Consider the following 19,943-nt stretch of genomic DNA (forward strand, 5'->3'; position numbering starts at 1 on the left):
CCTCATCAGGTAAGGGTAGCGACCCCATCCTCCCTTACCTGCTTTTGATGTCTAGGTGTACAGTATTGCCTGGCATCCAAACGTTCAACCATATTAGTTGGAGAATCTTGAATGACCCAAGTGGTCCTCGGAGACGATGAGCAATTAGAATCCGCGCTGCGTCGATTTAAACGGAAAGTATCTAGAGCCGGCATCTTTGCCGACATGAAAAAAAACCGCCATTTTGAGACTCCCGCTCAAAAGCGACAGCGGAAAATGACTGCCAGACACCGAGAACGACGTAGGATGCGTGGCCGTAGGTAGACAAAGGTGTTCATTACACTTGTGACCCAGTGGGCAAATAACGCGTTAGTCCACTGGTGCTGTTCATTCATCTCAGGAGCATAATTATGGCAGCCGCTAAAGTCGGAGACACCGTATCAATTCACTACACGGGAAAGCTGGATGATGGTTCCGTCTTCGACTCTTCTTTAGAGCGCGAGCCTTTAAAATTCTCCATTGGGGGACAGCAAGTTATTCCAGGATTTGAGCAAGCCGTTATCGGCATGAACCCCGGTGAGTCCAAAACCGAGACGATTGTCTGCGATCAAGCCTATGGTCCCCGCCATGAAGATATGGTAGTCACCGTCCTCCGGGAGCAAATTCCCAGCGATTTCGACTTAGAAGTGGGGCAACAATTGCAGATCAGAAACCCCGAGGGACAAGTCATTCCGGTGATGGTCAGTGAGATTATTGAAGATCAAGTCACCCTAGATGGCAATCATCCCCTAGCCGGTGAAGATTTAACCTTTGAGATTGAGTTAGTCAGCATTGCATAATTCCCTCATTTATCTCAGGGAGAAGGGTTTGAGGTAGCAAGGGGCACCAGTAACAAGCTGCCCTTCTTTGACTCCGAATTAAACCGCCAATATTGCTGATAGTGGCGAAGAAAGTTTTGACCCAGAATACCGTCTACTTTCAGTACTTTGAGAATGCTGGAAGATAAAACGATCACATCTATATCGCGCTGCTGATGATGATGAAGGGTAGCAGAGTCCAGTTGCGATCGCATCGCATCTTCCAAACCACAAAATCCCCGAATTTGAATCGGACTTAACGTGGCTGTATCCAAGTTGAGCTTTGCTGCCACCTGCTCAGAAATAAAGGTGCTGTCCGCCGCCGTATCTAGCAACACCCGAAATGGCCCTTTCCCATTCATATAGAGCTGTGCCACCATCACCCCTAGTTTTTCCTGGAGGGGTACTGCCATTGCGATCTCATCGACAGGCAAGGGCGTTGGTGGCAATAAGCTCAGGGTTGCTTTGCCGGGGTGCAAATGTAAATCAAACTGCCTCAACACATCCATTCCTAAGACCCCAGACAATTCTGCGGGAATGACCGTATTGGCAAACTGCAGACTATGCAGTCCTTTGACCTGGAGCTGGCCCAACGTTAGTGGGGGGAGCTGCTGGAGCGTCGCATTCATATTGGGACAGTCATTCCCTGCCACGGCAAAGGACAGCCGTTGATTGGGGATAGGCGTTCCTTTTAGGCCCAGTGTCTCAACGACAGGTGTGGCCACCATTGAGGTGGACGCTCCAGTATCCACTAACCATTGGGTTGACAGCTCCCGCAATTGAGCCTTCACGGTATAAACAGACGTGCCTGGCAACGCGAACAGGGGCAATCGAGCGCGCCCCTGTACCTGAGGCTCAGGCACCTTCAGTCCTTGCAACTGGACTATGGCCGATACTAAAGCAGGATCCATAGGAGTCATCGCTTTCTCTTCCGACCGAACCCCTATCTGATCCGCCATCTCTCCTGAGAGAATCGGCTGGGCTAAAGCCCCACCCATGGCATTCCCCCATAGGCACAAAGCCATGCAACTTTGCCAAACCCATCTTGTTTTCAGACTCATAGCTCCCTGATTGTCGATACCCTAATGAGCTACCTCCAGCCTGCCCAAATCGTTTAACTTCTCTTGCAAAATGGGCATACAAGATTATGAAGCCTAGGTCGTTTTTAGCGCTTCATCTGCAGAAAAAGTGATATTGTTGACTTTTTTATAGTTTCTTGACGTATATGATCTTTATAAATAGATATTAGTGTCTACACCTTGACGTCATTCTCAAGGGATTTGTACCCATCCATATGGCTGCTGGCCCCTTAATTCTGCAAATTCAGTTGGGAAGACCTATCAACCATGACTAAAAGCAACGTTTTCCTAACCCTTGTTTTATCCATTGCTGCTGGCCTCATTACCAGTGCATTCGGGTTTTGGAGTGTGACTGAGAAAGAATCTGCTTCCACATCAGCCGCCCCTAAAGACCCCACTCCCTCAACTCTCTCCGCTCCCACGCCGGAGAACTTACCTGACGTGCAGTCAGATATTGTCTTGGCTGATCCAGAGGTTGTCCCCCCGACCGCCCCTCTTACCCCTGAACCAGCCCCTAGTAATCCAGCACCCATTACGCCCCAGCCCCCTGTTCCTCAGCGTCCTCTGGCTAGCGTTTCTTCTGCCTTTGCGCAACCTAGAGAGGTGAAAGCAACCGTTCATCCCACAAACTACGGAGAACGATTCGCCAAAAACGTTCAAGGCCAATCGGTACAAAACAACTGGCTGATTGTTCTTCATGAAACGGTGGGTTCTGGCATGAGCGCCATCCGTCACTTTCAAACGCCCCATCCTCGGGATGAAGACCAGGCCAGTTACCATGCCTTAATTTTTCTCGATGGGACTATCGTCTATCTTGTCCCTCCTGAGCATCGAGCCTTTGGTGCAGGCAACTCCGTATTTATCGGTGCTAATGGTCCTGAAGCCGTCAAAACGAATCCAGACCTACCGGCCTCCGTCAATAACTTCGCCTATCACATTGCCTTGGAAACTCCGCCGGACGGTAATCACAATGGCCCCAGCCACGGGGGCTATTCAGAGTCTCAGTACCAATCTCTTGCCTGGCTCATTGCCCGCACAGGGGTTCCCAGCCAACGCATCACCACCCATGCAAAAGTCGATCGTTCTGGCGAGCGATCCGATCCCCGGAGCTTTGACTTTTCCAAATTCAACACCATGCTTCAGCAGTTCTATGCTCGATCCTAATCTTGTGATTTAACCTAGGATTAATTGCCTAAAAACTTATATGGCATGGCTTTTAGCATTTCTACTCTTTTCATCTTCCCCACCCTAGGCTGACAACACCGTCAACCACCAGACGATACACTAGCTTAGAGACCAGTCATCCCAATCGCTTTGCCAAAGCACCTCGTCAAGGAACTGGCCCTGTCGTCTGCCTTTTTTTCTAACTGTCATGGACAATGTGCCTATTATTCGAACGGTGTCAGGACTGCGTCATTTCTTGCGCTGTTTTCCTGGCAACCTTAATACAGGCGCCAGCCCTTCCAGTACAGTCATTGGTCAGATTGGGTTGGTGCCGACCATGGGAGCATTGCATGCAGGGCATCTCAGCTTGATTCAGCGGGCTCGCCAAGAAAATCAATGTGTGATTGTCAGCATTTTCGTCAACCCGCTTCAGTTTGCCGCCCATGAAGACCTGACCGAATACCCGCAAACTTTAAATCAAGACCAAGCCTTATGCCAAGAACAGGGAGTCAATACTATTTTCGCCCCATCTACAGACACCCTTCTCGCCGACGCTCCCCTCACCCAGGTGATTCCGCCTGCGTCTCTTACAGAATATCTCTGTGGGCCCCATCGCCCCGATCATTTCACCGGGGTAGCAACCATTGTCTTGAAGTTGCTGAATATTGTCCAGCCTACTCGGGCTTACTTTGGCCAAAAAGATGCGCAACAGCTGGCAATTATTCAGCGTCTGGTTCAGGACTTCAATCTAGATGTCACAATTGTCCCCTGCAAGCTGATTAGGGACGCGACAGGCTTAGCTTTAAGTTCTCGCAATCAGTACTTAAATGCCCAAGAAGCACAACAAGCCACCATTTTGCACCACAGTTTGCAAGCTGCTAGACACACCTTTCAGGGGGGAAGTTGCGATCGCAACTCTGTTCTCGCCACCGTGGCCCAAACATTAGCTAAAGGACCCCAGGTAGAGGTGGAGTATATTGATCTGGTCGATCCTGTGACGTTACAGCCGTTAGAACAGATCACCACCCAAGGTCTAGTCGCCATTGCCGCCCGGGTCGGCTCGGCCCGATTGATCGACAATATGCTTTTGGATGCCCGCTTACCCATCCTGGCCATTGATGGGCCAGCTGGGGCGGGCAAATCAACGGTCACCCGTCGCTGTGCCCAAGCTATAGGATTGCAATATCTAGACACGGGGGCCATGTATCGCGCCGTCGCTTGGCTGGCCCTAGACCAACAGGTTGAGGTATCAGACCCATTTGCGATCGCAGATCTCGTCGAAGATTGCCAGATCGAGCTCAAGCCCCATGCAGATCCTCAGCAGCAGCCCCAGGTCTGGGTCAACCACCAGGAGGTCACCCAAGCCATTCGTACTCCAGACGTAACAGCACTGGTGTCAGCCGTTGCTGCCCAACCCCCAGTACGAGAAGCTCTCGTTAAACAACAGCAACGATTAGGTCGTCAGGGTGGCCTGATTGCCGAAGGTCGAGATATTGGCACCAATGTCTTTCCTGACGCAGGCCTCAAAATCTTCTTAACGGCTTCCATTGAAGAACGGGCCCGTCGTCGTCAACAAGATCTGAAGAATCAGAACTTACCCCCCCAGACACAATCAGAATTAGAAGACCTGATTGCCAGTCGCGATCAGCAGGACAGCCAACGGGAATTTGCTCCCCTGCGCAAAGCATACGATGCTGTGGAAATTAATACGGATGGCATGACGATTGAGCAGGTGATCACTCGCATCACCACCCTTTACCAAGAGCGATTTCCAGACAGAGCATAATCTTTGTTTTGCCTAGATAGCATCGGTCTTGCCCTGGCGTTCAACCCCCTCTCAGAAGAAGATTCAATTCTTAAGAGGGAATTCTGATTTGCTCCTTCAGAGGGTGCGGTATGCTATTCCAAATAGCCCCCCGTCCTCAATCTCGGAGTCAGCATGAAACTGGCAGACCGCATTGGTCAGGTGTCTGCATCTTTGACCTTAGCCATCTCAGCAAAAGCAAAAGCAATGCGGGCTGACGGTATTGATGTTTTAAGTTTTAGTGCTGGCGAACCCGATTTTGATACCCCTGATCACATCAAAGCTGCTGCGAAGCAAGCTTTAGATCAAGGAAAAACCAAGTATGGCCCTGCACCAGGCGAGCCCCAACTACGAGCAGCCATTGCCCATAAATTACAGCAAGAAAATCGCTTAAATTTCCAAACAGAGAACGTGCTGGTGACAAACGGGGGCAAGCAATCTCTCTATAACTTAATGCAGGTTCTTCTCAATCCTGGTGATGAGGTGCTTATTCCCGCCCCCTACTGGCTCAGTTATCCCGAAATGGTGAAATTGGCTGGAGGAGTCCCAATCACTCTAGCCACTGATGCTCAAACTGGATTTAAAATCACGCCTGCCCAACTGCAAGCAGCTATCACCCCCCAGACGCGTCTTTTAATCCTCAATTCTCCTTCTAATCCCACGGGAATGGTCTACACCCCGGCCGAAATTGCGGCCCTAGCAGAGATTATTGTGGCGGCCAATATTTGGGTCGTATCAGACGAAATCTACGAGAGAATTTTATATGATGGCGCTGAACAGCTGAGTATAGGCGCAGTGAGTGAGGCCGCCTTTCAACACACGATTATCAGCAATGGATTTGCCAAAGCATATTCAATGACCGGATGGCGGATTGGGTATCTTGCGGGTCCATTAGAGCTGATTCGAGCCGTGGGGCGCTTGCAAAGCCACAGTACGTCTAATGTTTGCACCTTTGCACAGTATGGTGCCATCGCCGCCCTTGAAGGGTCGCAAGATTGCGTAGAAACCATGCGCAAAGCCTTTGATCAACGGCGTCAGTTGATGTTTCAGCTTTTGACGGCTATTCCCGGCGTCACCTGCCCCCAGCCGCAAGGAGCATTTTATATGTTTCCGGATATTAGCTTTACAGGGTTAGGATCGATTGCATTTTGCGAAGCCTTGCTGGAACAGTGTCATGTAGCGGCTGTGCCTGGCATTGCCTTCGGGGCCGACCAATGCATTCGGCTATCCTACGCCACTGACCAAACGAGTATCGAACAAGGCATCGAACGGCTGGCCCAATTTATCACCACCGTTAGCCGCTAAATTCTATCTCTTGAGCCCTTCTATCTACCTGAAAGTGGCGCGCACATAGCTCTCAAGCCCCAACAAATGTGTCAAAGCTTAGCAATCTCCGCCGTTGTTTCCGATGAAACGGTATGCTTTGCATAAGATTCACTGATTAATGGATAACTGCTTTGCCCCTCCACTCCTTTGGGTCAGATGCTCGTATTTTACGGGCGTCGCGAGGCCACCCAAAGCCGTGCTGTTTAGTGGCTTGCCCAACTCATGAAACAACTTCTTTACCTGGAAATTCCTACGCCGGATCTGGCAGCCGTTCAAACGTGGTTGCATCAGCAAACCGCGAACACGCTGGGCTTAGGCACGAGCGTTGTCACACCCACTACTTCAGGGATCCACATCACAGCAGGCTCAGCACAATTAGTTGTATTTCTATGGCAGCATCTAAACACCACCTATTTAAAGGTGATGCAATGGTCAGATCAGCCCTTACCTGGACAACAAGCTTGGATCCATTCCTTTGAAGCCACACTCAAATCTGCTTTTCCCTACGCTCCCAAACCTTTTCCAGAAATTGATCTAGCTCAAACGGATATTTTTTCTGCTTTAGCCCCACATTATCCACTGACTGCTAAGTACTTCCAGAATATTCCCAATGGTGAGGCAGATTTGCAGCGCGCCTATTGGTGGGAAAAACGCTGGCGAGATACGGTCAAACTCGGCCCTCAACCGCCTACCGTTCAGCCCATTGTCCATACGGCCCCTCCTGCTGAACCGGATTCAACCTGGGACATGGTGATTGTTGGTGGTGCCCTAGGGGCTTTGACCGCAGCGATGATGGCTCGCTTGGGCTACAAAGTGGCTTTAGTGGAGCGCATCAAATTTGGCCGCATGAACCGGGAGTGGAATATTTCTCGTAGCGAACTCCAAACCCTAGTGGATGTCGGTTTACTGACCGCAGATGAGCTAGAAACGTTAATTGCTCGCGAATACCACGATAATTTCAATCTATTTTTTAGCGGCAATAATCCACCGGCCGCTCGATCTTCCGTTCTCTATACGCCGACCGTCCTCAATGTAGCGATGGACTGTGATCGGCTGCTGCAGCTTTGTGGAGAAAAACTGCTGGCCGCTGGGGGACAAATCTTTGAATGCACAGAATTTGAGCAAGCCTTTTTAGAATCAGACTCAGTTACCGTTCAGGTCCGTGACCTCAACACCGATCACGTGTCTTATATGCAGTCTCGACTGCTAATCGATGCCATGGGGACTGCCTCGCAAATTGCCCAGCAAATTAATGGCGGACAGGCTTTTGATAGTGTTTGCCCAACGATTGGTGGCGTGGTTAACAATGGCTTTGATCCAGGCGTCTGGAACCAAAATTATGGTGAGCCTTTATTCACGAATGGTGATACCAGTCGCGGTCGCCAACTGATCTGGGAAATGTTTCCTGGCGAAGGCAGCGATATCACCATTTATTTGTTCTATTACCATCAAATTTCTAAAGAGAATCCCGGTTCACTGCTAGAACTCTTTGAAGATTTCTTTGCCTGTTTGCCAGATTATCGACGCTGCGACTTGGATCAGCTGGAATGGCGAAAAGCCGCCTTTGGCTATATTCCAGGACGCTTTAGTCGCAATGCTCAGGATCGGTTACCGGGATGCGATCGCATCCTCTCCATTGGCGATGCCGCATCCCTAAATTCTCCGCTGATCTTTACCGGGTTTGGCTCATTAGTCCGCAACCTCCCTCGGGTCACCCATTTATTGCACACCGCACTACAAAATAATCTCTTGTCCGGCAAAGATCTTGGACTGGTCAATGCTTACCAAGACAATCTGGCCGCCACCTGGATTTTCTCACGCGGGATGATGGCTAAGCCCCAAAGCACCCTACCCCCCTATTGGATTAACGCCATCCTCAATGCCTTTTTTGGCGTTCTCAGCACCGAACCGCCCGATCAAGTCGATGACTTTATCAAAGATCGCGGGGGCTGGCTCTTTATGACTCGCACCATTCTAAAAGCGGGCATACGCATGCCCAAAATTCCCTGGTGGGTTACCCGTGCCATTGGCCTAAAAGAATTACTTAGCTGGGTCCCCACTTACCTCACCTTCACCTGGACCGCCATTCTCGCCTTTCTTTTTAGCGGCTGGTTACCCCAACTTTTACAGCGTTGGCAAGAACCTTTATCTCGGCATTGGCCCCATCTATGGCTACAGCTTTTGAGCTGGTGTTACCGTTTAACCTACGGCATGGGTAAGCCCCACCTTCTCTTACGGCTGCCGCCCCTCAAAGATACACCCGTCAATGCTGAGGTAACCGAGCTTACCAGTGAAACCGTCTCCAGCCTCTCGGGTTAAATCAGCTAAATATTCGCCACCGAAGATTTGGAATTGTCGGTATCCACGCCGTATAGTAAGGCTAATTCCCACGACTATCGCAACATCACTGTAGATATCCTAGGTGAGGAGTTGGTATGGTTTTCCAGCCTGTGAGCTTCGCAATCAATCCTGTCCAAACTGCCTTAGACAGGTGGTTTCAAAGCTTATCCACCAGTTACCCAGCCCTCTCTTGGATGGTGGGTCACCCTATCCTGGCCATCATTAGCCTTTTAGTCCTATTAGCAGTTATCCAAATTCTCTTGGGCTGGATTAGCAGCGGTATCAAACATCTGCTATTCACCATCTTCAAATCGCCCTATTCTTTGGTGCGATGGTTATTAGGAAAAACGGCAGCCCCCTTAAGTCCTTCCAAACCCAACAAATGGCCTAAAGGTAAAAGCTCAGAACAGGTCTCAACGCTCCTAAAACGCTTAGACCACCACCACCGAGAACAAGAAAAATTAATCTCAGAGCTGAAGACCCTGATTGCCTTTACCAATTCTGAACCCCGCCGCATTGAAGGTGCTCAGGACACTTCCACGTCTTCTGCTGATATCCCACCTTCTAAAATTGCATCTCCATAGTCCGCAAGCTGCAACCCCAACCCCATGAGGCAATTTAGAAAGTGTTCTATAGGGGTCTCAATTTAGGGAAGATTTCGATCTAGAATGGTGGCCCAAAGCAGCAGGTAGATGAGTATAAATGACTAGCCCAACAATCATTTCTAAACCAGCCGCAACTCAGCAGTCTGTTCCCATCAGTTCTATCAACAGCAATGATGCTCGCCTGTTTGAGACTGTCAAGCATGTCTATAAGTCTGATCACCAAGCTGAATACTTAGAGATTAAAGCCCAAATCGAGTCGCTACTACTGCAACTCCAGACAAACACCCAAGCTTAATCCTTACAAACACAACAAAACTGATTCAACACTCGCCTTGGTGACCTGAGTTACCATAGGCAGTTCCTCCATATATGTTTTAAGCTGAGCGAGTAGCCGTCCCGTCATTTTAGATTTCGTATCTGATGGAACGGCCATTACTCAACGATAGGTGTAATATTGGTGATGGCCTTTTACTGGCATCCTCACCATGGCTCAAATCTTCCCTGCAAAGTTGGATTATGAACAGAGCTATCCTTGTCCGGTCTGTCGTAAGGGAAAATTAGACCGCCTAGTTTTAATGGATGCCTTTGCCTGTAGCACCTGCCATCACATTTTTTCAGCCAACCTCAACCAGCAATCTATTTGTCTAGCCGATCGAACCCCAGCCCTTGGTTGGCGCTGGACTCGGCAACACTGGCGTCCTCTACATCACCCCGATATTGATTTTCCGTTGGGAATCTGGATTCTGTGTGGCGGTCTTACTATACTCCCCCCGACAGTCTTATGGCTTATGCACCATATGTTTCCACCGTTAGACAGCTCTGCCCATTCCTTTCCGTTACTCTGGATTGGCATCGTGGGCTTCACCCATGGCTTAATCGCCTTATGGGTTTTGGCAGAGTTTTACCAGTTACCTCTCTATTTATCCTGGAAGTTTCGCTGGCAATCTTGAGTCGCATAGCTAAGCGAGCCTAACATCTCTAAATCTAACCCAGAGGCTACCTCAGCCAGTGCTGCTCGATTCGTTGGATCAGACAAATGAGGCACCTGTCCAATCACTGGCACCTGGGTCAAGGCTTGTATCATATCAGCCGGTGCCCATTGCTGAATTTCTTCCGTGGATAATACCCCCGTAGCATTCAAAACAATGCCTTTTACATCCAGTCCAAACTGTCGTGCTAAAGCCACATGAGCAACCGCTTGCCCCACACATCCCAATCTAATCGGCACCACTAAGACAATGGGCAATCGCCAATCTCGAGCAATATCCGCCACAATCAACTCATCTGTCACTGGAGAGCCTAAACTACCAACCCCTTCAACTAACACCCAGTCAAACTGAGACTGCAACTGTTGAACCGCTTGCCAAGCAGGTAATAAATCCACAACCTGACCAGCTCGTTTTGCCGCCAAGGGAGGCGCTAGCGGTTGCTCAAAATAAAGAGGGTTCAAGGTTTCCGGGGGCTGGTTCAGATCAAAGACCTCGGTATACCATTCCCGATCTCCCAATCCAGATTGTACTGGCTTACAGACTGCAATCTTTTCATTTGGTCTATAGATCTGCCAATAGGCCAATAAGGCAGATGTAACAATGGTTTTGCCAATTTCTGTATCTGAACCACTAATTAAAAGAGTTTGTGCCACAGCACTAATATCCTTAGATTGACTATTTTTTAAGTTGACACACTAACCAATAACTGACCGATAGGGAGAATATGGCTGCTGCCAACCCTAACAGATCGAAACCGGACGATTTCGCAAAGTCGAAAATAATCAATTTGCGCGCTACAGCGATTAAAGCAGTGGCAACCACCAACTGAACCTGAACACCCTGATGATCGAGATAGGCTTGGACATTTTCTAACAGCTCTAAAGCAATCAGGATATTAAGGAATAAGCCAAAAATCTCTAGTAGGGTTGACTGAAAGAAGCCAACAGGTTCTGTCCATAATTCCTGAATAACCTTAAATCCAAGATCGAAAAGCGCGAAAAAAATAACAATGATCAGCGCTAGGGACAAAATCTTAGCAACAGTCCCTTGAAACCAATGCAACACCTGGAGAAAAGACGCATCGCTAAAAACCTTAGCCATACGGTTCGATGTTCGATTATTTCGCTTCATAGGAGATGTTGCGGACCTACTTACGGTAATAAAGGTAACGATGAATCATATTACAGAAACTTGATTCGGTCGCCCTCGCACCAGATAATAAAAAAGCTGGAGTAGTACAGTAAATTTATGCTTAGACTCTTAGCCTTTTTTTGCTAAGTTTGCTAGATGATCTGTATTATCGTTTTGCCCATTTTCATAGGACTTTGATTATGATCAGCGACATTTTACCTGCAATTATGACGCCTCTAGTTGTTTTAATCGGTGGCGGAGCTGCTATGACGGCCTTCTTTTATTATGTTGAACGTGAAGGATAATGGATGGGGCTTAATCCATCAACTCATGCCATGTATTTCATATAGCCGACCTTCCTTACTGGACGGCTACGTATAGCAAGAAGCCATAACAAGCATCTTAACTAAAAAGGGGAGTCAGTTAACTGACTCCCCTTTTAGATATCGCAAAAATGCTAGCTTACAGGGAAGAACCCAAGCCTGCATATGCTCCATAGAAAAAGAGACCTACAATTGCAATGAGGGCGGTCCCTGCGACTGTCCCTACTAGCCATAATGGAACTTTTCCATCTGCCACAGACTTTTCCTCCTAAAATTACCAGCAAAGTTTATGCATAGAATAGTTTGTTCTCAAAAACGCTTATCAAATGGATAAACGGAATTTTATGTTAGTTAAAAAAGTAGCTTGAGAACAATAAAGCTAAAACAAGAACAAGCAGCAAGCCAATAAAGAGCGATGCACGATTCAACTCTACGGGTTGCTTATTCGGATTGGGTGTTGCCATTAACGTCTCCTATCTCTGAATGAACTGCATAGCTGCGATTGCACCCAGGAAGAAGGTAACCGGGACACCTAGGGTATGAACAGCCAACCAACGCACTGTAAAAACTGGATATGTAACCGGTTCTTTTGAAAGTCTACTGGTCATTGTTATAACTATAATCCTTTTGTAAATTCATCAATTTGTTGCTTACCTTCATAACGGTCAGTAACCAAAGGTAGCCCTTGTCGAGCTTGGTCAAAGTACTCGTTAGGTCTTGGCGTTCCAAACACGTCATAAGCCAGACCTGTGCTTACGAATAACCATCCTGCTAAAAACAGCATAGGTACCGTAATGGTATGGATAATCCAATAACGAATGCTTGTAACGATATCACCAAAGGGTCGTTCACCAGTTCTACCAGACAATTCAAACACCTCCTATGAACACAGTCATGATACTTAATCATACGAAACCATCGGACGTCCCACAAGTAAAACCTGAAGTTTACTTCCGCTAACCATCAAAACAAGAAGACAGCGGAGGACTGAATACCCTCTAAGCAGATGCTTTAGGGGGAGCAATGAAACGCAATAGCGTTCCGGATTGCCCAATAATGAACCCTTGGTCAGATGAGACAAAAATAATCTTGTAGAGGTTGGATGGCACATCCTCTACCGTCGAATCTTTCTGCCAAGTTTGGCCACCATCTAGGCTACAAAGTAATGTGCCACTCCCCCCTGAGATCCAAACTTCATCAGGAGTCCGATAAGCCAAATCTAAGAGTCCAATTTTGTTAGTGCCAGGGGTAAATGCTTCGTCCCAGGCATAATCTCCATCTTCGAGAAACCCGTTACTAAATTGAACCTGTCCACCTTTGTTCAAAATCCAAGGGTTGCCATTCGGATCAAATCCCATGGTTTGAATCCGTCTAGCACCATTCCGATCATGGCTTTGCCAAGAGGTCTCGCCAGGATAAAACGTGGTATAAAAACTTCCCCGAGAAGAAATGGCGACATACTTACCATCTTCCGAACGGTTAATATTTCGCGTTGCTCCCGTAGCCTCTTCAACTAAGGCTGTCCAATGCTGAGCCTCATCTTGAGTGCGGTAAATAGCACCAAGGTCGGTGATCATCTCTACCGATTTGGGCCCTAAAGCAGTCACTTGATAAGGAGTCCCAGGGAGTTGGGTACTGAGAGACACCCGTGACCAAGACTTTCCGCCATCTGTCGTATGGAGCAGAATAGAGGGCTCACCCACAATCCAACCTTCATCACCAGAAAAGCTGATGGATGAAAAGCGGTAATCTAAGTCTCCTAGGGCAAGAGGACGCTGCTCCCAAGATTTACCCCCATCAAAGGTTTCTAAGAGGGCAGAGCTGGTTCCCACTAGCCAACCATGGTCTGGAGACGCAAAATCGACGTCTAAGACAGTAGAGTCAGTCGGCAATGCGACGGTTTCCCAAGAAAGGGAATCCAAAACTGGCAGGCTGTTGCAGGCAGTTAAGAAAAATAGAGCGGCAATGATAGATATCCATTGCCTTGAAGTCTTTAGAATTGCTTTTATCATCTTGTTTTTGAACGGGCGATAGCGTACCAGCCAATTGAGTAATTAGGATTTTTGCAATTGGCACAAAGCATCTCTTCGCGGATGGGTAAGGGAACGAGTTGTTACAACTTAGCCTGAAGAATAGAAGCTGAGTAAGAACAGGAATATCAGCAACAATGTGCCGAAAATCAGCAGGTTTTTTTTGCCTGGGGTCATTGCATTAACCCCAAAGCCATAGCCTAGATTTTCAGGAAACCCCGAAGGGGCACCTACCGGCCCAATATTGACAAATTGCTCCATAGGAGTTCGGCATACAGGGCATTTCCAATCATCAGGAAGTTGATCAAACAACGTTCCTGGCGGAATTTTACGGCGTTTGTCACCTTCATCAGGCTCATAAATGTACCCACAGGATCGGCATTCAAACCGATCAACAGGTACTACTTCTTCATTTGAATCCGTCTCAGTAGACATGACCTAAATTCGTGGAATTTCCACAATCCTAGAAATCTTTGTGAATTATTATGACATGGAACTTAATCACCTTGTGCAGGCTTCTCTGTCTAAACCCAAAATTTAACCCTCATTCATCAGTCCAGACCCGAGAACATGGCACCCGAGTATGCTTAACTGAATAGTGAGCAATGATTTTGGAACAAGTTTTAGGATCGATTAATTATGGCCGGAGAAATTTTCACTACAGCATTTCTTTGTTTTTCGCTGATCTTAGTGGGTATTGGTTTGGGATATTTACTATTGAAGGTCGCTCCCGACTAAACCCTAAATGCTGGCTATTAAGGCTTTTGGGTTCTATGTCGTGTCTCTAGCCTGAAAGTGCAAGACATGAAGAATGCGGTTAAACATTGAACCGAAAGAGCATTACATCTCCTTCTTGCACAAGATAATCTTTACCCTCACTGCGGACTAACCCTTTTTCCTTAGCAGCAGTGAGCGATCCATTTTCCACTAAGTCTTGATAACCAACGGTTTCTGCCCGAATAAATCCCCGCTCAAAGTCGGTATGAATGACCCCAGCAGCTTGAGGAGCTTTTGTGCCGATAGGTATCGTCCATGCTCGACTCTCTTGAGGACCAGATGTAAAGTAGGTTCGTAGCCCCAAAAGCTTATAGGTAGCATGGATAAGAGATGTTAAGCCCCCCTCTTCAACGCCCAAGGCTTCAAGAAAATCATGACGCTCTTCATCCGTTAGTTCCACTAATTCAGATTCAACTTGGGCAGACATAATCACGGTTTCCGCTGACTCGGCCGTTGCAATCCCACGCACCTGTTCTACCCATTTATTCCCTGTCGCCAAATCATCCTCAGACACATTGGTTGCATAAATAATTGGCTTCAGAGTTAGCAAGCCCAAGTACTTAATCACTTCTTTTTCTTCAGGGCTTAACTCAGCCTGACGTGCTGGCTGTCCTGCATTCAAAGTGGCTCTGAGCTTTTCTAAGATTTCTAGTTCGGCTTGGGCTTCTTTGTTATTACGAGCAGTCTTTTTAGTTCGCTCCATTCGTCGCTCAATTTGGGCTAGATCTGCCAAGCTCAGCTCCAAATTAATCACTTCTATATCGCGCATAGGGTCTACTGAACCTGCAACATGGATAATATCGTCACTATCAAAACAGCGCACCACATGCACTATGGCATCAACTTCACGGATATTGGCCAAGAATTGATTCCCTAAGCCTTCGCCTTGGCTGGCTCCCTGCACCAGCCCAGCAATATCTACAAATTCGATCCGGGTGGGCACCGTTTTGGCCGAATTCGACAATTCAGATAAAATTTGTAAGCGCTGATCAGGAACAGAGACCACGCCCACATTGGGTTCAATCGTACAAAAAGGGAAATTAGCAGCCTCAGCTTTGGCATTCGCGACTAAGGCATTAAACAGGGTTGATTTACCAACGTTGGGTAGCCCAACAATACCAGCTCTTAACATGGGAAGGGATAACTCAAATCATGGGCTCAAACACATTATGAAGACAACATAAGCATCTCTAAAAGTGATGCAAATGTGACTCATAATCCTTTGCCATTAAAACATGCATAAACCCTTTACATGAGCGTGAATCAACAGCAAGTTCCCTTATGGCAAGCGCTACAGGACAGTGCCCACTCAAATCAAATTGCGTTCCACACCCCTGGCCATAAACGAGGGCGGGGGCTGCCCGCTGCGATTCTGCAGCACTTTGGATCCGCTCTAGGTTCAGCCGATCTGCCTGAACTACCTGAATTAGATAATCTCTTTGCCCCTGAAGCAGCCATTCTAGAGGCTCAGGTACTCGCTGCTCAACTCTTTGGGGCTGAGCAGACCTGGTTTTTAACCAACGGGTCGACCTGTGGGATTCTGGCAGCATTGCTAACCGTCTGTGGCCCAGGTGCTCAGATTATCGTGCCGAGGAATCTCCATACATCTGTAATTTCTGGGCTAGTACTGTCTGGCGCAGTCCCCATTTTTGTACAACCGACCTTGGATAGCCAGCTCAACTTAGCCCATAGTTTATCGGTTCAGGATGTTCAGCTGGCGTTCGAGACATATCCTCAGACTAAGGCTATCTTCTTAATCCATCCAACCTATGAAGGGGTTTGTGGAGATGTATCGGCTATCGCTACGTTTGCCCATGATCATGACATTCCGTTGATTGTCGATGAAGCCCATGGTCCCCATTTTGCTTTTCATCCTCAATTCCCTCAATCTGCTCTCGCCGCAGGTGCAGACCTGGTTGTACAATCCACCCACAAAATGCTAGGAGCCTTGACACAAGCGGCCATGCTGCATGTTCAGGGTCTTCTCATCGATCGAAAACGGCTGAGCCAAACCCTACAGCTCGTGCAATCTACCAGTCCTAATTATCTGCTTCTGGCCTCTTTAGATGCTACCCGCCACCAATTAGCCCATGCTGGCCTGAACGTCATGGAGCAGGTCTTAACTCTGGCCAATAAAGCCCATACTCAACTGAACCATTTGCCCAACTATCGTCCATGGGATCCAATAGGCACTACCCCTGGCTGTATTGCCCTCGATCAGACACGCCTAACCATTCCTATTGAGCCATTTGGTGACCAGGCCTATGACCTCGATCAAACCCTCATTGATACCTATCGCATCTCAGCAGAGCTGATCACGCCAGACCATCTCACCTTCTTAATTACATTGGGCAATACTGAGGATGATATTGACCAATTACTCTGCGCATTACGAGAGTTATACCACCCTCCTTTACATCCCAGCTCTCTGGCCTACTCAACAAACAAACTACCTATTGCTTTACCCGTGCTATCGCCCAGGGAGGCCTATTGGTATTCTTCAGAAGTCGTTCCAGTTCTCAAGGCCGTCGACCGGATCAGTACCGAAAGTATTTGTCCCTATCCACCGGGCATCCCTATTCTGCTTCCTGGAGAAAGAATTCAGAAACAAGATTTAGACTGGCTATTACAACTCAAACAACAAGGAGGCATCATTACAGGGTGTAGCGATCTGCGCTTTCAGACCTTAAAGGTTGTGAGAGAGTAGTACCGTGAGCACACTGGGACAACCTATGCCTTCTTCTCCTTGGCCCTATACCAGTCCTGGCATTCCAGATGAACTGTTTGAGCGTTTACCTGGAATCCCCATGACTCAGCGCGATACACGCTTATTGTTAATCTCACAATTGCGACTCACGACGGATACAGTGCTGTGGGACATTGGAGCAGGAACCGGCACCATTCCTGTCGAAGCAGGCTTACTCTGCCCACAGGGACAAATTATTGCCATCGAACGAGATGAAGAAGTGGTTAATCTGATCCAAGCGAATTGTGATCAATTTGCAGTCAAAAATGTCGATATTATTCAAGGAAATGCTCCCGGCTGTTTGGACGACCTCCAACCTCAACCCACCCGAATTTGTATAGAAGGGGGGCACCCCATGCAGGATCTGCTGAAAACAGCATGGAGTCATCTACAAACCAATGGCCGCTTGGTTGCCTCTGCATCTAGTCTGGAAACGCTGTATGTCATTTCTGAAACCTTTTCTTCCCTGCGTGCTCGCAACATTGAAGTCGTTCAGTCCGTCATCAATCGTTTGGAGACGCGGGGCACACGCCAATTGTTTGCCGCTGTCGATCCAATGTTTATCTTAAGCGGCGAGAAACTTTGAATCTGAACATAGCTAAAGTATCTTTTTTTCGGAGCTGGCTTGAAACTTAAAATAATTTACTTTTAATATATAGAAAAAATAATTTTCGCCATATTAACCTCAGCCTTTATCTTTCAGGAAGATATTATTTAGCCTGCTTTTTTCAGCTTTTTTGTCTATTAATAAGCTGTAATGATGTATCACCATATATAAAATCTCTAGGGTGTGGAGTCAAGCTATGATGGCAGCTCAATATCTGACATAGCAAGCATCTTTGATAGCGTCGAACATCTTAATATCTAAAAATCGCTCGAAATAATTATTTACAAGACTGTTTAGTATTCTTAATCCTTAGTATCTCTTTTAATCATTGGCCTGCTTCAGAATTCCACGTCATACTGACGGTATAAGGATTCACTGGAGTTTCTTCATAAGCACAAATAGAGATGACTATACAATCTCCTCTATCTACATCGAAATCTATAAATGTAGAGATACATTCTTCTTATCAATATTGAAAAAATCGCTAGGATTTATAAGTAGTGAACTATTCAAAACAGATACTGCTGAAAATTATTCTGAGCTATACTTGTCAAGGCAATTAAAACTTCTATGGGTACATAGAAAGAATGCCTGGATTGATGTTTCTGAGATCGTTGACGGAATGCTGCCTCTGTTTGCCACTTTATGGATCCAACAGCCCAACTTATCTTTAGAGACCCCTCAACCTTTATTCCAGGCAAATATCCAACCCCAACTCTCTTCAGATCGGGATGGGTGGGTTGGCCAAGCGTCTCGCCCTTCTTTGAAGCGCCAAACGAATCGGCAAGCATCACGGCAAGGGATTGAGTTTCGTACCCTGCCTGGTCGGCTCGATACAGTCCCTGTTTTCAACAGCAACAGCCCTGAAGTGGTCAGACGGTCTGGGATTTTGCTGTCTACATTTCCACCCCGAGGTAAGCGTCAAACCAAGGCCCATCTCAATTTTGCCTTTAATGGTCGATTTGATATTTTTGCCCATCACGTGGCCAAGACTAATCGCCCGGATGATACCCCCACCCTTTATAAAGGCATCCTGTTATTTAACCCCAGCCGCACCCGCAGTATTACGATTAAGGTCCTCCATTCAGCAACCTTTCTAGGCAATCCTGATGCGCCTTATATTGCCCTGCCACCTCAGGTCAGCAATGATTTGGGCAAGGTTTTTTCTGGACCAGGTGGACGAGTCGTCGATCAAATCCTAAGAGGACGCCGCCAAACCCATTGGCCACCAGTCATCTACTTACGCCCTGGCCAAAGTAAAATGCTGATGAACTTACCTATTCCAGTGCCTAGCTTATCGGCCAAAAAGCCAGTCCGGGGTCCCAAAGCCCAAAAATTACTGAAGCTAAATGCGGCGAAATCTCCTCTCAAAAATATTGCGCCGTCTTCCAATACTCGCTCAACCCTGGCTCATTTACAAAGCAGTGGCCCTGTATATGCCGCCAGTATGGCCATGTTAGCGCCCCTAAATCAAAATGGAACTGAAAAAATTCCGACCAAGAAAGATTGGGAAAAACTGTTAATTAATGGTGAGCTGCTCTCTCCTCGGGACAAGCCTCCCTCCCCTTTACGCCAAAGAACTGATCCATTTTTCTATGGTCGTGTTGCGGGTGTCAGTCGAGGTTCCCTCTGGAAAGCACAAATCACAGATGATTTCACCAGCAAGCAGTTAACCATACCTAGGCCCGGTCGCACGTTTGCCTATGGATTGAGCACGCTACAGCGAGGAACGTTTGGGACCGGACAGGTTCAAAGTGCACCGATGCTCGTGAGATATCCTGATACCGCTTACCTAGCCCATGGGAATTACGGGGTCCATTACGATTTAACTCTACCCTTCCATAACCCCAGTAAAAAACCTCGGCAGGTCGATATTGCAATTCAAACGCCCCTTAAACATGACCGCAAAGGAGTGGGTCTTAATTTTTGGCGATCAAAAACTGCTCCAGTCTTTTTCCGGGGTACCGTACGGGTACGGTACAAAGACGATGACGGCAACTCCCAATTGCGTTATTTTCATCTCGTCCAAAAACAAGGTGAAAAAAGTCAGCCTCTTGTGACGTTAAAGCTCAAACCAGATGAACGGCGGTTGGTCCAGGTGGACTATGTTTATCCACCGGATGCCACTCCGCCCCAAGTGCTAACGGTTAAAACGGATCTTTTCTTTGGCAGTCGGAGCTAATTGA

24 protein-coding genes are annotated in these 19,943 nt (G+C 47.5%); 13 read left to right on the forward strand and 11 right to left on the reverse strand.

The features are described from left to right. Positions 1 to 111: 111 nt before the first annotated feature. Entirely contained in the window at positions 112 to 303 is a 192-nt protein-coding gene (gene rpsU / locus AM1_RS11825) for a 30S ribosomal protein S21 (protein ID WP_010476171.1), read from the forward strand. A gap of 86 nt (positions 304 to 389) precedes the next feature. Further along, a complete protein-coding gene (locus AM1_RS11830; RefSeq protein ID WP_012163077.1) occupies positions 390 to 818 on the forward strand; it encodes an FKBP-type peptidyl-prolyl cis-trans isomerase in 429 nt (142 codons plus the stop codon). Between the two features lie 14 nt (positions 819 to 832). On the opposite strand, the gene AM1_RS11835 is transcribed toward AM1_RS11830, so the two are convergent. After that, positions 833 to 1,897: a retropepsin-like aspartic protease gene (locus AM1_RS11835; protein ID WP_238549233.1), complete on the reverse strand. Its 1,065-nt coding sequence runs from the start codon at positions 1,895 to 1,897 to the stop codon at positions 833 to 835. A 285-nt stretch (positions 1,898 to 2,182) separates the two neighbouring features. On the opposite strand from AM1_RS11835, the gene AM1_RS11840 reads away from it, so the two are divergent. From AM1_RS11840 to AM1_RS11870, 7 genes are all read left to right on the forward strand, one after another. Further along, positions 2,183 to 3,079, forward strand: a complete 897-nt coding sequence (locus AM1_RS11840; RefSeq protein ID WP_012163079.1) for a peptidoglycan recognition protein family protein — start codon at positions 2,183 to 2,185, stop codon at positions 3,077 to 3,079. Positions 3,080 to 3,287: 208 nt separating this feature from the next. Continuing rightward, positions 3,288 to 4,865 (forward strand): bifunctional pantoate--beta-alanine ligase/(d)CMP kinase, encoded by a 1,578-nt coding sequence (locus AM1_RS11845; protein ID WP_012163080.1) that lies wholly within the window; start codon positions 3,288 to 3,290, stop codon positions 4,863 to 4,865. A 153-nt stretch (positions 4,866 to 5,018) separates the two neighbouring features. Next, the gene (locus tag AM1_RS11850; RefSeq protein WP_012163081.1) at positions 5,019 to 6,188 is read left to right on the forward strand and encodes a pyridoxal phosphate-dependent aminotransferase; all 1,170 of its coding nucleotides are present in this window, start codon (positions 5,019 to 5,021) and stop codon (positions 6,186 to 6,188) included. 243 nt (positions 6,189 to 6,431) lie between these two features. Then, positions 6,432 to 8,528 carry an FAD-dependent oxidoreductase gene (locus AM1_RS11855; protein WP_012163082.1) on the forward strand — a complete coding sequence of 699 codons (2,097 nt, stop codon included), beginning with the start codon at positions 6,432 to 6,434 and terminating at the stop codon, positions 8,526 to 8,528. 116 nt (positions 8,529 to 8,644) lie between these two features. Beyond that, on the forward strand, positions 8,645 to 9,133 hold the full coding sequence (locus AM1_RS11860) for a hypothetical protein (RefSeq protein ID WP_012163083.1): 489 nt from the start codon (positions 8,645 to 8,647) through the stop codon (positions 9,131 to 9,133). Between the two features lie 118 nt (positions 9,134 to 9,251). Then, the gene (locus AM1_RS11865) at positions 9,252 to 9,449 is read left to right on the forward strand and encodes a hypothetical protein (RefSeq protein WP_012163084.1); all 198 of its coding nucleotides are present in this window, start codon (positions 9,252 to 9,254) and stop codon (positions 9,447 to 9,449) included. A gap of 190 nt (positions 9,450 to 9,639) precedes the next feature. After that, positions 9,640 to 10,104, forward strand: coding sequence for a hypothetical protein (locus AM1_RS11870; protein ID WP_012163086.1), 465 nt, complete (start codon positions 9,640 to 9,642; stop codon positions 10,102 to 10,104). Here the strand turns inward: AM1_RS11870 and bioD are convergent. From bioD to AM1_RS11895, 9 genes are all read right to left on the reverse strand, one after another. After that, positions 10,071 to 10,796, reverse strand: coding sequence for a dethiobiotin synthase (bioD, locus tag AM1_RS11875; RefSeq protein WP_012163087.1), 726 nt, complete (start codon positions 10,794 to 10,796; stop codon positions 10,071 to 10,073). The two genes, AM1_RS11870 and bioD, sit on opposite strands and share 34 nt — an antisense overlap. A 22-nt stretch (positions 10,797 to 10,818) precedes the next feature. Continuing rightward, positions 10,819 to 11,274: a phosphate-starvation-inducible PsiE family protein gene (locus tag AM1_RS11880; RefSeq protein WP_012163088.1), complete on the reverse strand. Its 456-nt coding sequence runs from the start codon at positions 11,272 to 11,274 to the stop codon at positions 10,819 to 10,821. Positions 11,275 to 11,736: 462 nt separating this feature from the next. After that, positions 11,737 to 11,853, reverse strand: a complete 117-nt coding sequence (locus AM1_RS38660) for a photosystem II reaction center protein J (protein ID WP_010476185.1) — start codon at positions 11,851 to 11,853, stop codon at positions 11,737 to 11,739. Between the two features lie 91 nt (positions 11,854 to 11,944). Continuing rightward, positions 11,945 to 12,061: a photosystem II reaction center protein L gene (locus AM1_RS38665; protein WP_010476186.1), complete on the reverse strand. Its 117-nt coding sequence runs from the start codon at positions 12,059 to 12,061 to the stop codon at positions 11,945 to 11,947. A 9-nt stretch (positions 12,062 to 12,070) separates the two neighbouring features. Beyond that, positions 12,071 to 12,205: a cytochrome b559 subunit beta gene (gene psbF, locus AM1_RS38670; RefSeq protein WP_010476187.1), complete on the reverse strand. Its 135-nt coding sequence runs from the start codon at positions 12,203 to 12,205 to the stop codon at positions 12,071 to 12,073. Between the two features lie 8 nt (positions 12,206 to 12,213). Then, positions 12,214 to 12,465 carry a cytochrome b559 subunit alpha gene (gene psbE / locus AM1_RS11885; RefSeq protein ID WP_010476188.1) on the reverse strand — a complete coding sequence of 84 codons (252 nt, stop codon included), beginning with the start codon at positions 12,463 to 12,465 and terminating at the stop codon, positions 12,214 to 12,216. A 130-nt stretch (positions 12,466 to 12,595) separates the two neighbouring features. Continuing rightward, entirely contained in the window at positions 12,596 to 13,573 is a 978-nt protein-coding gene (locus AM1_RS11890; RefSeq protein ID WP_238549282.1) for a photosynthesis system II assembly factor Ycf48, read from the reverse strand. Further along, positions 13,479 to 13,673 carry a hypothetical protein gene (locus tag AM1_RS43185; RefSeq protein WP_238549314.1) on the reverse strand — a complete coding sequence of 65 codons (195 nt, stop codon included), beginning with the start codon at positions 13,671 to 13,673 and terminating at the stop codon, positions 13,479 to 13,481. The genes AM1_RS11890 and AM1_RS43185 overlap by 95 nt, the downstream gene beginning before the upstream one ends. Before the next feature lie 44 nt (positions 13,674 to 13,717). After that, on the reverse strand, positions 13,718 to 14,062 hold the full coding sequence (locus tag AM1_RS11895; protein WP_012163090.1) for a rubredoxin: 345 nt from the start codon (positions 14,060 to 14,062) through the stop codon (positions 13,718 to 13,720). 204 nt (positions 14,063 to 14,266) lie between these two features. Between AM1_RS11895 and petM the strand changes: the two genes are divergently transcribed. Beyond that, positions 14,267 to 14,365 carry a cytochrome b6-f complex subunit PetM gene (petM, locus tag AM1_RS38675; protein WP_010476195.1) on the forward strand — a complete coding sequence of 33 codons (99 nt, stop codon included), beginning with the start codon at positions 14,267 to 14,269 and terminating at the stop codon, positions 14,363 to 14,365. 79 nt (positions 14,366 to 14,444) lie between these two features. On the opposite strand, the gene ychF is transcribed toward petM, so the two are convergent. Further along, the gene (gene ychF, locus AM1_RS11900) at positions 14,445 to 15,536 is read right to left on the reverse strand and encodes a redox-regulated ATPase YchF (protein WP_012163091.1); all 1,092 of its coding nucleotides are present in this window, start codon (positions 15,534 to 15,536) and stop codon (positions 14,445 to 14,447) included. A 120-nt stretch (positions 15,537 to 15,656) separates the two neighbouring features. On the opposite strand from ychF, the gene AM1_RS11905 reads away from it, so the two are divergent. The 3 genes from AM1_RS11905 to AM1_RS11915 all read left to right on the forward strand — a co-directional run bounded on the left by AM1_RS11905 (position 15,657) and on the right by AM1_RS11915 (position 19,939). Further along, positions 15,657 to 17,111 carry an aminotransferase class I/II-fold pyridoxal phosphate-dependent enzyme gene (locus tag AM1_RS11905; protein ID WP_012163092.1) on the forward strand — a complete coding sequence of 485 codons (1,455 nt, stop codon included), beginning with the start codon at positions 15,657 to 15,659 and terminating at the stop codon, positions 17,109 to 17,111. A 25-nt stretch (positions 17,112 to 17,136) separates the two neighbouring features. Beyond that, positions 17,137 to 17,736, forward strand: a complete 600-nt coding sequence (cbiT, locus tag AM1_RS11910) for a precorrin-6Y C5,15-methyltransferase subunit CbiT (protein ID WP_012163093.1) — start codon at positions 17,137 to 17,139, stop codon at positions 17,734 to 17,736. Between the two features lie 643 nt (positions 17,737 to 18,379). Beyond that, complete coding sequence (locus tag AM1_RS11915; RefSeq protein WP_012163094.1) at positions 18,380 to 19,939, forward strand: DUF3370 domain-containing protein; 1,560 nt, start codon at positions 18,380 to 18,382, stop codon at positions 19,937 to 19,939. Positions 19,940 to 19,943: the final 4 nt, after the last annotated feature.

It is taken from the genome of Acaryochloris marina MBIC11017 (genome assembly GCF_000018105.1).
GTDB lineage: Bacteria > Cyanobacteriota > Cyanobacteriia > Thermosynechococcales > Thermosynechococcaceae > Acaryochloris > Acaryochloris marina.